The 15748-nt window shown below is 72.2% G+C and carries 14 protein-coding genes and 1 pseudogene; 13 read left to right on the forward strand and 2 right to left on the reverse strand.

What is annotated here, in order from left to right; genetic code table 11:
* Complete coding sequence (locus tag Q392_RS16880) at positions 1-780, reverse strand: PP2C family protein-serine/threonine phosphatase (protein ID WP_038210279.1); 780 nt, start codon at positions 778-780, stop codon at positions 1-3.
* A gap of 99 nt (positions 781-879) precedes the next feature.
* Between Q392_RS16880 and Q392_RS16885 the strand changes: the two genes are divergently transcribed.
* Both Q392_RS16885 and yoaA read left to right on the forward strand, forming a co-directional pair.
* Positions 880-1083 carry a DUF465 domain-containing protein gene (locus tag Q392_RS16885; RefSeq protein ID WP_038210281.1) on the forward strand — a complete coding sequence of 68 codons (204 nt, stop codon included), beginning with the start codon at positions 880-882 and terminating at the stop codon, positions 1081-1083.
* Positions 1083-3104, forward strand: a complete 2022-nt coding sequence (yoaA, locus tag Q392_RS16890; protein WP_038210283.1) for a DNA repair helicase YoaA — start codon at positions 1083-1085, stop codon at positions 3102-3104. Before Q392_RS16885 ends, yoaA begins: the two co-directional genes overlap by 1 nt.
* A 73-nt stretch (positions 3105-3177) precedes the next feature.
* On the opposite strand, the gene Q392_RS16895 is transcribed toward yoaA, so the two are convergent.
* The gene (locus Q392_RS16895) at positions 3178-3990 is read right to left on the reverse strand and encodes an outer membrane protein assembly factor BamD (RefSeq protein ID WP_245610738.1); all 813 of its coding nucleotides are present in this window, start codon (positions 3988-3990) and stop codon (positions 3178-3180) included.
* 30 nt (positions 3991-4020) lie between these two features.
* Here Q392_RS16895 and Q392_RS16900 point away from each other — a divergent pair, with 30 nt between their 5' ends.
* The 11 genes and pseudogenes from Q392_RS16900 to bamB all read left to right on the forward strand — a co-directional run bounded on the left by Q392_RS16900 (position 4021) and on the right by bamB (position 15675).
* On the forward strand, positions 4021-5028 hold the full coding sequence (locus tag Q392_RS16900; protein WP_425425186.1) for an RluA family pseudouridine synthase: 1008 nt from the start codon (positions 4021-4023) through the stop codon (positions 5026-5028).
* A gap of 149 nt (positions 5029-5177) precedes the next feature.
* A complete protein-coding gene (gene scpB / locus Q392_RS16905) occupies positions 5178-5927 on the forward strand; it encodes an SMC-Scp complex subunit ScpB (protein WP_038210286.1) in 750 nt (249 codons plus the stop codon).
* Positions 5924-7522 carry a pseudouridine synthase gene (locus tag Q392_RS16910; RefSeq protein WP_038210289.1) on the forward strand — a complete coding sequence of 533 codons (1599 nt, stop codon included), beginning with the start codon at positions 5924-5926 and terminating at the stop codon, positions 7520-7522. Before scpB ends, Q392_RS16910 begins: the two co-directional genes overlap by 4 nt.
* Positions 7523-7705: 183 nt before the next feature.
* A complete protein-coding gene (gene ndk, locus Q392_RS16915; protein ID WP_038210293.1) occupies positions 7706-8119 on the forward strand; it encodes a nucleoside-diphosphate kinase in 414 nt (137 codons plus the stop codon).
* A 29-nt stretch (positions 8120-8148) separates the two neighbouring features.
* Positions 8149-9252, forward strand: a pseudogene (rlmN, locus tag Q392_RS16920) (dual-specificity RNA methyltransferase RlmN); the annotation flags it as partial.
* Between the two features lie 145 nt (positions 9253-9397).
* A complete protein-coding gene (gene pilW / locus Q392_RS16925; RefSeq protein WP_157008037.1) occupies positions 9398-10240 on the forward strand; it encodes a type IV pilus biogenesis/stability protein PilW in 843 nt (280 codons plus the stop codon).
* Entirely contained in the window at positions 10233-11177 is a 945-nt protein-coding gene (locus tag Q392_RS16930; RefSeq protein WP_038210297.1) for a helix-turn-helix domain-containing protein, read from the forward strand. Before pilW ends, Q392_RS16930 begins: the two co-directional genes overlap by 8 nt.
* Positions 11178-11202: 25 nt before the next feature.
* Positions 11203-12480 (forward strand): flavodoxin-dependent (E)-4-hydroxy-3-methylbut-2-enyl-diphosphate synthase, encoded by a 1278-nt coding sequence (gene ispG, locus Q392_RS16935; RefSeq protein ID WP_038210298.1) that lies wholly within the window; start codon positions 11203-11205, stop codon positions 12478-12480.
* 13 nt (positions 12481-12493) lie between these two features.
* On the forward strand, positions 12494-13816 hold the full coding sequence (gene hisS / locus Q392_RS16940) for a histidine--tRNA ligase (RefSeq protein ID WP_038210300.1): 1323 nt from the start codon (positions 12494-12496) through the stop codon (positions 13814-13816).
* Between the two features lie 6 nt (positions 13817-13822).
* Positions 13823-14509, forward strand: a complete 687-nt coding sequence (locus tag Q392_RS16945; protein WP_038210301.1) for a YfgM family protein — start codon at positions 13823-13825, stop codon at positions 14507-14509.
* Positions 14510-14529: 20 nt separating this feature from the next.
* Positions 14530-15675 carry an outer membrane protein assembly factor BamB gene (gene bamB, locus Q392_RS16950; RefSeq protein WP_038210304.1) on the forward strand — a complete coding sequence of 382 codons (1146 nt, stop codon included), beginning with the start codon at positions 14530-14532 and terminating at the stop codon, positions 15673-15675.
* Positions 15676-15748 lie beyond the last annotated feature (73 nt).

Raw genomic sequence — 15748 nt, forward strand, 5'->3', positions numbered from 1 at the left:
CTAGGCTTGCGGCGTGTGCCGCGGCAGGGGATCCAGCCGGACGATGGCCACCGACAGGTTGTCGCCCGTGCCGCGGGCGCGCCGGCGTGCTTCGTCCACCAGCAGTTGCACCGCCTCACGCGGCGACTGCTCGGCCACCACGGCGCCCAGCTCCTCGGGCGTGAAGTAGTGCCACAGGCCGTCGCTGCAGGCCAGCAGCGCATCGCCGGGGCCCAGTTCTTCCAGGGTGTGCACGTCCAGCGGCGGCGGCGTGCTGCGCATGCCCAGGCAGCCGACCAGGATGTTGGCCTGCGGATGCAGCATCGCCTGGTCCTCGGCCAGTTCGCCGCGCTCGATGAGCACCTCGACGTAGGAGTGGTCGCGCGTGCGCCGCACCAGCCGGCCCTTGCGGAACTGGTAGATGCGCGAGTCGCCGGCGTGCACCGCCGCGCCGCGCCCGTCGGGCGTCAGCAGGAAGGCCGCGAGGGTGCTGTGCGGTTCCTGTTCGCTGGCCGCGGCTGTGAGCTTGATGACGGTGTGCGCGTCCTCGACCAGGCGGCGCAGCAGCTCCTGGGGGGTGTCGCGGTCCGGCGAGAAGCGGGCGAAGAGCTGCTGCGCGGTCAGCAGCACCTGGTCGGAAGCCTTGCGCCCGCCGCTGCGACCGCCCATGCCGTCGGCCACCACCGCGAGCACGCAGCCCGGCACGCGCGGGTGGCTGAGCAGCGCGACCTGGTCTTGCTGGTAGGGCCGGTCGCCCTGGTGCAGGCCAGTGGCGGCGGCAAGTCGGAAGCCTCGGGGCATGAACGCGGCGATCGCGGCCGCGAGGCCTGCGGGTGCGTGGACGAAGCGCTTATTATCAGTCGATCGTTCCCTCCGGCCCGCGTCCTCGGGCCCCGCGCATTGGACTCCAACCTTCATTCCGTCACGCGCCGACTGATTGAGTTGCGCATGGAGCATGCCGACCTGGACGCCAGCATCGACCGGCTGGCCGAGACCGCGCCCGCCGACGAACTGCTGCTGCGCCGCCTGAAGAAGCGCCGGCTCGCGCTGCGCGACGAGATCGCGCGGCTGGAGCTGCTGGCCGACCCGCAGGAACCCGCCTGATGCCCTTGCGCGAGGAGGTCGAAGGCGCCTTCGCCGAGCAGGGTGCGCTCGCCCGCGCGGCGGACGTGTTCCGCGTGCGCCCCGGCCAGACGCACATGGCGCTGGCGGTGGCCGACACCATCGAGCAGGGCGGCGTGCTGGTGGCCGAGGCCGGCACCGGCGTCGGCAAGACCTTCTCCTACCTCGTGCCGGCGCTGCTCAGCGGCGAGCGCGTGCTGCTGTCCACCGCCACCAAGGCGTTGCAGGACCAGCTCTTCGGCCGCGACCTGCCGCGGCTGCTGGAGGCGCTGGAGCTGCCCCTGCGCAGCGCGCTGCTCAAGGGCCGGGCCAGCTACCTGTGCGTGCACCGGCTGGAGCAGGCGCGGCAGGACGCCTCCGTCGAGCGCGGCGCGATACGCACGCTGGCGAAGATCGAGCAATGGGCCCAGGCCACCCGCACCGGCGACCTGGCCGAGCTGCCCGGGCTGGACGAGCGCTCGCCCGTCATCCCGCTGGTGACCTCCACCCGCGACAACTGCCTGGGCGCGCAATGCCCGAAGTTCAAGGGCTGCCACGTCAACCTCGCCCGGCGCGAGGCGATGGCGGCGGACGTGGTGGTCATCAACCACCACCTGTTCTTCGCCGACCTGGCGGTGCGCGAGTCCGGCATGGCCGAGCTGCTGCCCAGCGTGCGCGTGGTGGTGTTCGACGAGGCGCACCAGCTCAACGAGACCGGGGTGCAGTTCCTCGGCCTGCAGCTGGGCACCGGCCAGGTGCTGGACTTCGCGCGCGACCTGCTGGCGGCCGGCCTGCGGCTGGCCCGCGGCCTGGCCGACTGGATGCAGTTGGCCAGCGCGGTGGAGCGCGCCGCGCGCGAGCTGCGCATGGCCGCCGGCAAGCCGTGGCAGGGCAGCCGGCTGAAGTGGGCCGGCGCGGCGCCCGAGGGGGTGGAGGCGGGCCCGTGGCTCGATGCGCTCGAGGCCGTGCGGCAGGCGGCCCAGGAGGCCGCCGCCGCGCTGGACACCGTCAGCGAGATCGCGCCGGACTTCGTGCGACTGCACGAGCGCGCCGTGCGGACCGCCGAGCGCGCCGCGCACTTCGCGCAGGACTGCGAGGCGCCCTCCGTGCGCTGGCTGGACGTGGGCACGCAACTGCGGCTGGTGGAGTCGCCGCTGGACATCGCCGAGACCGTGCGCCAGCGCCTGCTGAAGACCGACGCCTCGGCCGAGCAGCCCGCGGGCAGCCGTCCGCGCGCCTGGGTCTTCACTTCGGCGACCCTGGGCGACGACCCGGCGCTGCGCTGGTTCACCGAGCCTTGCGGCCTGGAGGACGCGCAGATCCTGCGCGTGGTCAGCCCCTTCGACTACGCGCAGCAGGCGGCGGTGTTTGTGCCGCGCGGCTTCCCAAAGCCGAACGAGCCCGGCCACCCCGCCGCGGTCGCACGGCTGGCCGCGCACGGCGCGGCGCGCCTGGGCGGCCGCACCCTGGTCCTCACCACCACGCTGCGGGCGCTGCGCGCCATCGGCGAGCAGATGCGCCGCGAGGCGGAAGCGGCGGGCGCGTCCTACGAGGTCATGGTCCAGGGCGAACTGCCCAAGCGCGTGCTGATGGAGCGCTTCCGCGAAGGCGGCCAGGGCGGGCGCGCCGGCTGCGTGCTGGTGGCCTCGGCCTCCTTCTGGGAGGGCTTCGACGCACCCGGCGATGCGCTGCAACTGGTGGTCATCGACAAGCTGCCCTTCCCGCCACCGGGCGATCCGCTGGTCGAGGCCCGCGCGCGCCGGCTGGAACTGCAGGGGCGCAGCGGCTTCAACGACTACTTCGTGCCCGAGGCGGCGGTGGCGCTCAAGCAGGGCGCAGGGCGCCTGATCCGCCGCGAGAGCGACCGCGGCCTCCTGGTGCTGTGCGACACGCGGCTGCTGAGCATGGGCTATGGGCGCCGCCTGCTGGGCGCGCTGCCGCCGATGCGCCGCCTGGACGACCCGGCACAGTTTGAGGCCGAACTGGACGCGCTCGCCGCGACCGCCGGCCAGGGCCACGCCTGAAACCGCACCCCGGACATGGAAACGGCCGCGCGAGGCGGCCGTTGCGGATCGGATCAGCGCCGCCGCGCCGCCGTCACCAGAGCTTCCACCACGGGTCGTCCTTGGCGCGGAAGCCCTGCGTGAGGTAGGTGCTGTTCGGGTAGTTGGTGGTCAGCACGCGCTTGGCGTCGTCGCGCAGGTCCGTCATGCCCAGCGCGTCGTAGGACTGGACCATGATGTACAGCGCCTCCTCCAGCGCCGGCACCTCGCGGTAGTCGGCCAGCGCGATCTGCGCACGGTTGATCGCCGCCAGGTAGGCGCCGCGCGTGTAGTAGTAGCGGGCGACGTGCACCTCGTACTGCGCCAGCGAGTTGACGACGTAGTTCATGCGCTGGCGCGCGTCCTGCGCGTAGCGCGACTCGGGGAAGCGGGTCACCAGCTCCTTGAAGGCCAGGAAGGACTCCTTGGCCGCCTGCTGGTCGCGCTCCGACAGGTCCTGGCGCGTGAGCCACGCGAACATGCCCAGGTCGTCGTTGAAGTTGATCACGCCCTTGAGGTAGAGCGCGTAGTCGATCGCGGGGCTGGCCGGGTGCAGCTTCATGAAGCGGTCGACCGTCGCGATGGCCTGGGCGCGCTCGCCGCTGCGGAACTGCGCGTAGGCCTTGTCGAGTTGCGCCTGCTGCGCCAGCGGCGTGCCGGCGGCGCGGCCCTCCAGCTTCTCGAACAGCGGGATGGCCTTGTCGTAGGAGCCGCCGTCGGCTTCTTCCTTGGCTTCCTGGTAGATGCGGTTGGGGCTCCAGTTCGCGGTGCGGTCCTCCTGCGTGGAGGAGCATCCGGCGATCAGGGCAGCAGCGCCGCACAGGGCCAGCAGGGTGGGGGCAGCCGATAATTTGGCGCGCAACGTCACAGGCAAGCTTTCGTGAAGGAAACCCTTTCAATTATATCGGCCGGCCCCCTCCCGGAAGACCCGGCGCAGGCCCTGCCGGAGGAGGGCGGCGAGGCGGCCGAGGCGAGCGAGCTGCGGCCCTTCCGCATCGAGGCCGCGCTGCACGGGCAGCGCCTGGACCGTGCCCTGGCCGTGCTGGTGCCCGAGTTCTCGCGCAGCTACCTGCAGCAGCTCGTCGAGGCCGGCGCCGTACAGGTGCAGGGGCGCGTGGTGCGCAAGCCGTCGACGGCCGTGCGCGCCGGCGAGAGCGGCAGCGTCGAGCTGCGGCCCACGCCGCAGAGCCAGGCCTTCCGGCCCGAGCCGATGGCGCTGGAAGTGGTCCACGAGGACGCCCACCTGCTGGTGCTCGACAAGCCCGCCGGCCTGGTGGTGCACCCGGCGCCCGGCCACTGGAGCGGCACCCTGCTCAACGGCCTGCTGGCGCGCGACGGCGCCGCCGCGCGGCTGCCGCGCGCCGGCATCGTGCACCGGCTGGACCGCGACACCAGCGGCCTGATGGTGGTGGCGCGCACGCGCGAGGCGATGGAGGCGCTGGTGCGCATGATCGCTGCGCGCGAGGTCACGCGGCAGTACATCGCGCTCGGGCACGGCCGCTGGAGCGGCCCGGCCGCGCGGCAGGTGGATGCGCCCATCGGCCGCGATCCGCGCAACCGGCTGCGCATGGCGGTGGTCGACCTGCGCCAGCACGCCGGCAAGCCGGCCCGCACGCTGATCGAGTCGCTGGGCGGCACCGACGAGCTGTGCCTCGTGCGCTGCACGCTGGAGACCGGGCGCACACACCAGATCCGCGTGCACATGGCATCGATCGGCCATCCGCTGGTGGGCGACGAGGTCTACGGCGGCCGGCCGGTGGACGGCCTGGCGCGCCAGGCGCTGCATGCATGGCAACTGGCATTCGTGCATCCCGTCACGGGCGAGGCGATGCGCTGGCGCCGCCCGCCGCCGGCCGACCTGGCGGCGCTGCTGCGCTCGCGGGGGCTGGACTACAATCGCACCTGACGGCTCGCCCTGCCGCCGGTGACAGCCCACCGGACCGCGCCTCCCCTGTCGCGCCTGACGCGGCGCCACTGCCGTCCCACCGCTTCTTTCTCTTTTCTGTGTTCTGAACGCGCGCCTTCGCCGGCGCCTCTTCCCGGACGACGCGAACCATGAATACGGCGGATGCCAAGCGCATTCTCGAAACCGCCTTGCTCTGTTCGGCGCAGCCGTTGCCGCTGCGGGACCTGCGCGCGCTGTTCAACGACGAACTGGGCGCCGACACCCTCAAGACGCTGCTGGCGGAGATGCAGGAGGACTGGACGCAGCGTGGCCTGGAACTGGTGAGCGTGGCCTCCGGCTGGCGCTTCCAGAGCCGCCCCGAGATGCGCGACCACCTGGAGCGCCTGCATCCCGAGAAGCCGCCGCGCTACACCCGTGCGGCGCTGGAGACGCTGGCCATCATCGCCTACCGCCAGCCCGTCACGCGCGGCGACATGGAAGACATCCGCGGCGTGACCATCAATTCGCTGATCCTCAAGCAGCTGGAGGATCGCAACTGGATCGAGGTCATCGGCCACCGCGAGACGGTCGGCCGCCCCGCGCTGTACGCCACCACGCGCCAGTTCCTCGACGACCTGGGCCTGGCCTCGCTCGACCAGCTGCCGATGATCGAGGCGCCCCGCCCGCCGGGCCTGCCCGACGGCGGCGAACAGCCCTCCCTGCCGATCGACGAGCCCGAGGCGGCTGCGCCCGCGCAAGCGGACGAGGCGGCGGAGCAGGGCGGCACGGCCGAGGAGGCTGCCGCCCCGGACGCGCCGCCCGCGCCCGACGCCGATCCCGCCATCGCACCCGACGAGCCCCAGGCTCCGGCGGCGCCCGATCTCCCTCCCGAAGCATCCCCCCCCGAGAACCAGCCATGAGCGCTTCCGATCCCGACAGCCTGCCCGACGAGCCGATGGGGGCCGAGGACAAACCGGCGGCCCCGCCCGTGCCTGCGGTGGACGCGGAGGTGGCCGGCCCGCCCGCCGAGCCGAAGCCGCGGCGCCGCAAGCGTGCACCGGCCAAGCCCGCGCAGGAAGCTGCCGATGCGGCGGAGGAGGTGCCGGCCGTGACCGATGCGCCGGTGCCGCCGCCCGCCGATGAACGCGCCACGGAGCGCGTCGAGGACGCGGATGGCGGCGATGCCGACGACGAAGAAGAGGAGGACGAAGACGAGGACGACGACGAGTTCGACCGCGCCCGCCGCGCCGCCGAACGCGAGCAGCGCAACGCGCCGCCGCCGGAGCCGATCCAGTTCGCCGACGTCGTCTCCGGCCGCTTCGACGACGACGAGCAGCGCCCCGAGGTCGCGCTGCCCAAGCGCGTGCTGCTGCCGCAGGCCGACGCGCCCAAGCTGCACAAGGTGCTGGCCCAGGCCGGCCTCGGCTCGCGTCTGGAGATGGAGCGCCTGATCCTCGAGGGCCGCATCTCGGTCAACAACGAGCCGGCCCACATCGGCCAGCGCATCCAGTACGGCGACCAGGTCAAGTTCAACGGCAAGCCGATCCGCTTCCGCATCGCGCCGCCGCCCCCGCGCGTGATCGCGTACCACAAGCCGGTGGGCGAGGTCGTCACGCATGACGATCCGCAGAACCGTCCCACCGTGTTCCGCAGGCTCCCCCGGCTGCAGCAGGGCAAGTGGCAGTCGGTCGGCCGGCTGGACCTGAACACCGAGGGCCTGCTGCTGTTCACCAATTCGGGCGAGCTGGCCAACCGGCTGATGCACCCGCGCTTCGGCCTGGAGCGCGAGTACGCGGTGCGCGTGCTGGGCGCGCTGTCGAACGAGGAGAAGCAGCGCCTGCTCGACGGCGTGCAACTCGACGACGGCCGAGCCCAGTTCGGCACCATCGAGGACGGCGGCGGCGAAGGGTCGAACCACTGGTACCGCGTGACGATCTCCGAAGGCCGCAACCGCGAGGTGCGCCGCCTGCTCGAGGCAGTGGGTCATGCCGTCAGCCGGCTGATCCGCATCCGCTACGGTGCCATGGTGCTGCCGCGCGGGCTCAAGCGCGGCGCCTGGCTGGAACTGGACGAGCGGGACATCCGCGCCCTGACCAAGGCCGCCGGCGCCGAGGCGCTGCTGGCGCGTTCGGGCCCCGGCGAGGCCGGCGGCGGGCGCAACGGCGGCAACCGCAACAACAACAACAACAAGCGCCGTCGCGGCGGCCCCAAGGGCAGCGGCCCGCGCCCGGCCACGCCCGGCGGAGCGCGCGGCTTCGGCGGCGGTGGCGGCGGAGGAGGGCAGGCGGCCGGCCGTAAGAGCCGCGGCAATGGCCCCAAGGGCGGTGGCGGCGGAGGCAGCAGCGCCCAGCCCGATCCGATGAAGACCTCTTTCGGCTACATCGGCAGCGACAGCTTCTCGCGCCAACAGCGCGGCCCGGGCGGCGGGCGCGGCGGCCCGGGCGGTGGAATGCCGGGCGGCGGCGGCGGCGGTGGTGGCGGTGGCGGCGGGCGCCGCCGCAAGCGTTCGCGCTGAGCGGCCACATTCAATCGCCGGGCCAAGTCACGGATTCCGCTGCGGTTTTTGCCCGCGGCGGCGGCCGGGACGTCATTCGTCCGGGCTAAAATAACGGGCTTTGTCGAGGCCGGGGGTGTCTTTCCCGCACGGTCTCGCGCATCCGAACAACCACGCATTTCCGATTCAACAGAAAGCACTTCCATGGCCATCGAACGCACCCTGTCCATCATCAAGCCCGACGCCGTCGCCAAGAACGTCATCGGCAAGATCGTCTCCCGCTTCGAGGCCGCCGGCCTGAAGATCGTGGCCGCCCGGCTGGTGCACCTGTCGCGCGCCCAGGCCGAGGAGTTCTACGCCGTCCACAAGGAGCGTCCTTTCTTCAAGGACCTGGTCGACTTCATGATCTCCGGCCCGGTGTTCGTGCAGGCGCTCGAAGGTGACAACGCGATCGCCAAGAACCGCGACCTGATGGGCGCCACCGACCCGAAGAAGGCCGCGCCCGGCACCATCCGCGCCGACTTTGCCGACAGCATCGACGCCAACGCGGTGCACGGCTCCGACGCGCCGGAGACGGCCAAGGTCGAGATCGCCTTCTTCTTCCCCGAACTGAAGTAAGCCCCGTCGGCGACCGCACGGGCGCACGCATGAACACCGCCGTCAACCTGCTCGACTTCGACCTCGAGGGGCTGGCTGCGTTCTGCGAGCGCCTGGGCGAGAAGCGCTTCCGCGCCACGCAGCTGTTCCGCTGGATCCACCAGCGCGGCGCGAGCGACTTCGGCCAGATGTCCGACCTGGCCAAGTCGCTGCGCGCCAAGCTGGCCGAGACGGCGACGGTGCAGGCCCTGCCCGTCGTCTCGCAGCAGATCTCGGCCGACGGCACCATCAAGTGGCTGTTCGACGTGGGCGACGGCAATGCCGTCGAGTCCGTGTTCATTCCCGAGGAGGACCGCGGCACGCTGTGCGTCTCCTCGCAGGCCGGCTGCGCGGTGGGCTGCCGCTTCTGCTCCACCGGCCACCAGGGCTTCAGCCGCAACCTGACCACCGGCGAGATCGTCGCGCAACTGTGGTTCGCCGAGCACTTCCTGCGCCGGCACCTGCAGCGCAGCGACCGCGTCATCACCAACGTGGTGATGATGGGCATGGGCGAGCCGCTGCAGAACTACACGGCGCTGGTGCCGGCGCTGCGCGCCATGCTGGACGACAACGCCTACGGCCTCTCGCGCCGCCGGCTCACCGTGTCGACCTCCGGCGTGGTGCCCATGATGGACCGCCTCGGCGCCGACTGCCCGGTGGCGCTGGCCGTGTCGCTGCATGCGCCGAACGACACCCTGCGCGACGACCTCGTGCCGCTGAACCGCAAGTACCCGCTGGCCGAGCTGCTGGCCGCCTGCCGGCGCTATCTGGCGCATGCGCCGCGGGACTTCATCACCTTCGAGTACTGCATGCTCGACGGCGTGAACGACCAGCCCGAGCACGCCAGGGAGCTGGCGGCGCTGGTGCGTGAGCACGGCGTGTCGTGCAAGTTCAACCTCATTCCCTTCAACCCCTTCCCGGCCTCGGGCCTGCTGCGCTCGCCGGCCGCGCGCGTGCAGGCCTTCGCGCGGCTGCTGGCCGACGCCGGCATCGTCACCACGGTGCGCAAGACGCGCGGCGACGACATCGACGCCGCCTGCGGCCAGCTCGCCGGCGATGTGAAGGACCGCACCCGGGCGGCCGAGCGCATGGCGCAGCGCCGCACCGTGGTTCTGCACCGGTCGCCAGCCGGTGCGCCTGCCGCCCAGGCCGCCCATGCCGGTGAGCACCCCCAGGGCCGGGCTGCGCCCAGCCCGCCCCCCGAGGGGGCAAGAAAACTTGGGGCGGCCCGGCGTTTTTCTTGTGAGGAGCACTGACCCGATGACATCGCCCTTCCCGCCAGTCGCCGCACGGGGCGTGCGCAGGCTGTGGTGCACCGTGGCGCTGCTCGCGCTGGCCGCCGGCTGCACCACCACGACCACGACCACGACTTCGCTGGCCGACACGCGCCACGCGGGACCGCCGGTGGCCGAGCCGGCCGATGCGGCGAACGCGCAGCGCCGGGCCGAGCTGCGCATGCAACTGGCGCTGGGCTACTTCCAGCAGGGCCAGCCGGAGGTTGCGCTGGGCGAGGTCAACCAGGCGCTGGCGGCCGATCCCAACATGGCCGCGGCGTACAACCTGCGTGGGCTGATCTACATGCGCCTGGACGATCCCGAGAAGGCCGAGGACAGCTTCCGCCGCGCCATCGCCCTGAAGCCGCGCGACGCCGACGCCCGCCACAACTACGGCTGGCTGCTGTGCCAGCAGAAGCGCTACGCGGATGCGAGCCGCGAGTTCGCTGCCGCCCTGGCTGTGCCGACCTACCAGGAGGCGTCCAAGACCCTGATGACCCAGGGCGTGTGCCAGATGCAGGCCGGCGACCGCGCGGGGGCCGAGAAGACGCTGATGCAGGCCTACGAGATGGACGCGGGCAACCCGGTCATCGGCTACAACCTCGCGCTGCTGCTCTACCAGCGCGGCGACTTCGCCCGCACGCAGTTCTACGTGCGGCGTATCAACAACGGCCCGACCGCCAATGCCGAATCGTTGTGGCTGGGCATCCGCACGGAGCGCCGGCTGGGCAACCGCGAGGCGGTGGGGCAGCTGGGCACGCAGCTGCAGCGGCGCTTCCCGCAGTCGCGCGAGGCGCTGGCCTACGAACGTGGCAGCTTCGATGATTGAGCGGGCCAGCGAGTTCGGCGCGTCCCTCTCGCAGCCGCTGAGCCCGGGCGACACCTCGCAGTTGAGCGCCGGCGACATGCTGCGCCAGGCGCGCGAGGCGCACGGCCTGCATGTCGAGGTGGTCGCCGCGGCGCTGAAGGTGCCGCCGCAGCGGATCGAGGCGCTGGAGAACGACGACATCGAGGCGCTGCCCGACCCCGTGTTCGCACGGGCCCTGGCCGCCAGCGTGGCGCGCGCCCTGCGCATCGATCCGGCGCCCGTGCTGGCCAAGCTGCCGGGCGCCCAGAAGGTGGCGCTGGCGGAGGCCGACCGCAGCCTGGGCGGCAGCATCCGCAGCCATGTGCCGGGGCATGGCGGCGGGCTGGGCGGCTGGGTGCCGTCGCGGCCCCTGATGGGCGGTGTGGCCGCTCTGCTGCTGGCCGCGGCCGCGGTGTTCTGGCTGCCCCAGTCGGCTTTCGACCGGCTCGGCGCCTGGATGGGTGATCTCACTTCCGGAGCCGGCGGCAGCGCCGAAAGCGATGCGCCCCCCGCTGCCGCGCCTGTGGCGGCGGCAGCGCCCGGCACCGTCGTCGAATCGGTGGCTCCGGCCGCTGCGGCCCCGGCCGGGCCGGCGGTCGCTGCGGCGCCGGAGGGCACCGCGGCCGCATCGGTGGCGCCCGCGCAGGACGTGCCCGCGGCCCCTGCCACGGCCGAGCCGCTGGTGCTGACCGCCGCGCGCGGCGAATGCTGGGTCACGGTGACGGATGCCGGCGGCAAGGTGCTGCTGCAGCGCATCCTGGCGGCGGGCGAGACGGTGCATCTCTCGGGCGCGCTGCCGCTGTCCGTGGTGCTCGGGCGTGCCGCCAGCGTCGATGCGCGGGTGCACGGCGAGGCCTTCGACCTCGCGCCGCTGACCAAGTCGGGCGGCGTGGCGCGTTTCGTGGTCAGGTCCTCGTGAGGCCGCACCGCATTTGGAGCGCCGAGTGACTTCTTCTTCGCAGCAGCCCATTGCCCCGGCCTCGCCGCAGCCGCGCCGTTCGCGGCAGGCGAGGGTGGTCTGGGGCCCGCGCGTGGTCACCGTCGGCGGCGACGCGCCGGTGCGCGTGCAGTCGATGACCAACACCGACACGGTGGACGCGATCGGCACCGCCATCCAGGTCAAGGCGCTGGCGCAGGCCGGCTCCGAGATGGTGCGCATCACGGTGAACACGCCCGAGGCTGCCGCGCAGGTGCCCTACATCCGCGAGCAGCTCGACCGCATGGGCGTGGACGTGCCGCTGATCGGCGACTTCCACTACAACGGCCACCGCCTGCTCACCGAGTACCCGGCCTGCGCCGAGGCGCTGTCCAAGTACCGCATCAACCCGGGCAACGTGGGCAAGGGCGACAAGAAGGACAAGCAGTTCGGCCAGATGATCGAGGCCGCGATGCGCTGGAACAAGCCGGTGCGCATTGGCGTCAACTGGGGCAGCCTCGACCAGGAGCTGCTGGCCAGCCTGATGGACGAGAACAGCCGGCGCGTGCCGCCCTGGGACGCCAAGAGCGTGATGTACGAGGCGCTGGTCACCTCCGCCATCGACTCGGCGAAGCTGGCCGAGTCGATGGGCATGGACGGCAGCCAGATCATCCTGAGCTGCAAGGTCAGCGGCGTGCAGGACCTGATCTCCGTCTACCGCGAACTGGCTCGCCGCTGCGACTACGCGCTGCACCTGGGCCTGACCGAAGCCGGCATGGGCACCAAGGGCACGGTGGCCTCGGCCACGGCGCTGTCGATCCTGCTGCAGGAAGGCATCGGCGACACCATCCGCGTCAGCCTCACGCCGCAGCCCGGCGAGCCGCGCACGCAGGAGGTGGTGATCGCCTCCGAGATCCTGCAGGCGCTGGGCCTGCGCGTGTTCGTGCCCAGCGTCACGGCCTGCCCGGGCTGCGGGCGCACCACCAGCACCACCTTCCAGGAGCTGGCCAAGCAGATCGACGACTACCTGCGCATGCAGATGCCGGTGTGGCGCCACAAGTACCCCGGCGTCGAGGCGATGAAGGTGGCCGTGATGGGCTGCATCGTCAACGGCCCCGGCGAGAGCAAGCACGCGGACATCGGCATCAGCCTGCCCGGCACCGGCGAAGCGCCGGCCGCGCCGGTCTTCATCGACGGGCAGAAGGCCCTGACGCTGCGCGGCGAGAACATCGCTGCCGAGTTCCACCAGATCGTCGAGAACTACATCGAGAAGCGCTTCGGCCAGGCCCACGCCGCCGAAGCCTGATTTCCTGCATTCCATGGCTGAAAAGATCAGTGCCGTCAAAGGCATGAACGACATATTGCCGGCCAGTGTGCCGCGCACCGACAAGCTGCCCGATTCGGCGCTGTGGCACTGGTTCGAGTCGACCGTGCGCCGCGTGCTGGCGCGCTACGGCTACCAGTACATCGTCACGCCGGTGGTGGAGCCCACGGCGCTGTTCGTGCGCGGGCTGGGCGAGGTCACCGACATCGTGGAGAAGGAGATGTACTCCTTCACCGATTCGATGAACGGCGACCGCCTGACGCTGCGCCCCGAGGCCACCGCCGGCATCGTGCGCGCGATGGTGGAGCACAACGCCCTGTACAACGGGCCGCTGCGGCTGTGGACGCTGGGCCCCATGTTCCGCCACGAGAAGCCGCAGAAGGGCCGCTACCGCCAGTTCCACCAGCTCGACGTGGAGGCCCTGGGCTTCCCGGGGCCGGACGTGGATGCCGAGCTGATCCTGATGGTGCGCGCGCTGTGGCGCGAGCTGGGCCTGGTGGAAGGCGGGCACGTGCGGCTGGAGATCAACAGCCTGGGCCAGCCGGCCGAGCGGCAGGCGCACCGCGAGGCGCTGATCCGGCACTTCGAGGCGCACGCCGACCTGCTCGACGCCGACGCGCAACGCCGGCTGCACAGCAACCCGCTGCGCATCCTCGACACCAAGAACCCGGCCATGCAGCCGGTGGTCGAGGCGGCGCCGCAGCTCATGGACTTCCTGGGCGCCGAGTCGCGCGCGCACTTCGACGCCGTGCGCGCGGTGCTCGACGCCGCCGGCCTGGCCTACCGCATCAACCCGCGCCTGGTGCGCGGCATGGACTACTACAACCTCACCGTCTTCGAGTGGGTGACCGACCAGCTCGGCTCGCAGGGCACGGTGTGCGGCGGCGGCCGCTACGACGGGCTCATCGGCCAGATGGGCGGCAAGCCGGCGCCTGCCGTGGGCTTCGGCCTGGGCATCGAGCGGCTGCTGCTGCTGATCCAGGAACTGCGGCTGCCGGTGCCCGACGCGGCGCCGGACGCCTATGCCGTCGTGCCCTCGGCGGCGGCGCTGCCGCAGGTCATGGCCGTGCTCGAACAACTGCGCGCGGCCGGCGTCGGCGTGGTCCAGCATGCGGGCGGCGGCGGCATGAAGGCGCAGTTCAAGAAGGCCGACGCCAGCGGCGCGCGTTTCGCGCTGATCTTCGGCGACGACGAGCTCGCCCGCGGCGAAGTCATGGTGAAGGCGCTGCGTGACGGCAGCGGCGCCCAGGTCGCCCGGTCGTTGGCCGAAGTGGCCGCCTGGGCCGCCACCCTACAATCGCCGGTTCCCTCCAACTGACAGCGCATGGCGACCCATCTCGACCTCGAAGAACAGGAACAGCTCGACCGGCTCAAGGCCTTCTGGAACACCTACGGCACGCTGATCACCTGGGTGGTGCTCCTGGCGGCCGCCTCGGTGATGGCCTGGAACGGATGGCAGTACTACCAGCGCCGCCAGGCCGCGCAGGCCGCCGCCCTCTACGACGAACTGGACCGTGCCGTGCAGGCCGGCGAGGCGGACCGCGTGCAGCGCGCCTTCGACGACATGAAGGCCCGCTTCCCGCGCACAGCCTATGCGCAGCAGGGTGCCCTGCTGGCGGCCCGCAGCCTCAATGACAAGGGCCGCGCCGAGCCCTCGCGTGCCGTGCTGGCCTGGGTGGCGGAGCAGGGCTCCGACCCCGGCTACCAGGCCATCGCCCGCCTGCGCCTGGCGTCCGAGCTGATGCAGGCGAAGTCCTGGGACGAGGCGCTCAAGCAGCTTGCCGCACCCGTGCCGAAGGAATTCGAGGCGCTGGTGGCCGACCGCCAGGGCGACATCCATGCCGCCCAGGGCAAGCGCGAGGAGGCGGCCGCCGCCTACCGCAAGGCCTGGAGCGCCTTCGGGCCCGGCAACGAATACCGCCGCCTGGTCGAGATCAAGCTCAATTCGGTCGGCGTCGATCCCGCGACGCTGGCCGCGCCCGCAGCCGGCGCCGCCAAGACCACCCCCTGAAGCGAACCGCCGAACGCACCATGAATCTCAAGCGTCTCATGCCCGCAGCGCCTGTCCTCCGAACGGGGGCCGCCATGGTCCTGATCGCCGCGCTGGCGGCCTGCTCCGGCACCCCGAAGCCGAAGCCGGCCGAACTGCAGCCCAACCCGTCGACGCTGGGCGTGCGGCAAGCCTGGAGCGCCAAGCTGCCGGCCGTGAACATGCCGCTGCAGGTGGCCGTCAACGGCGACACCGTCACCGTGGCTGCGGCCGACGGCACGGTGGCCGCCATCGACGCCCGCTCGGGCACGCAGCTGTGGCGCGCCAGCGCCGGCGCCGAGCTGACGGCGGGTGTCGGCAGCGACGGCCAGACGGCCGCCGTCGTCACTCGCGACAACGAAGTGGTGGCCCTCGCCGGCGGCAAGGTGCTCTGGAAGGAGCGCCTGTCCGCCGAGACCTTCACTGCGCCCCTGGTGGCCGGCCGCCGCGTCTTCGTGCAGGCGGCGGACCGCAGCACCACTGCCTTCGACGGCGCCAGCGGCCGCCGGCTATGGACGCAGCAGCGCACCGTGGGCGATTCGCTGGTGCTGCGCAAGCCGGGCGTGCTGCTGCCCGTCGGCGACACGCTGGTGGCCGGCGTGGGCGCCCGCCTGGTGGGCATGAATCCGGGCAACGGCCTGTCGCGCTGGGAGGCGCCCGTCGCCGCGCCGCGCGGCACCAACGACGTGGAGCGCCTGGTCGACCTGACCGGCACCGTCAGCCGTGTGGGCGACACCGTGTGTGCGCGGGCCTACTACGCAGCGGTCGGTTGCGTCGACACGGTGCGCGGCATGCTGCTGTGGACCAAGCCCTCGGTCGGCTCCGACGGCGTGGGCGGCGACGAGCGAGCCGTCTACGGCACCGAGAACAACGGCACCGTGGTGGCCTGGCGCCGCAACGACGGCCAGCCGATGTGGTCTGCCGACCACCTGCGGCTGCGCACGCTGACGGCGCCGCTGGCGGTCGGCCGCACGCTGGTCATCGGCGAGGACACGGGCACGGTGCACTTCCTCTCGCGCGAGGACGGCAAGACGATGAACCGCGTCACGCCCGACGGCTCGGCCATCGCGGCCGCGCCGGTGGCGGCGGGCAACACGGTGGTGGTCGTCACGCGCAACGGCGGCGTGTTCGGCTATAGACCCGAGTAACACCCCCAGTCTCCGCGGACTTCGTTCCGCTTCGCCAACCCCCTCAAGGGGGCACATCCAGCGGCCCGGCCCT

Origin of the sequence: Xenophilus azovorans DSM 13620, assembly GCF_000745855.1 — a bacterium.
GTDB lineage: Bacteria > Pseudomonadota > Gammaproteobacteria > Burkholderiales > Burkholderiaceae_C > Xenophilus > Xenophilus azovorans.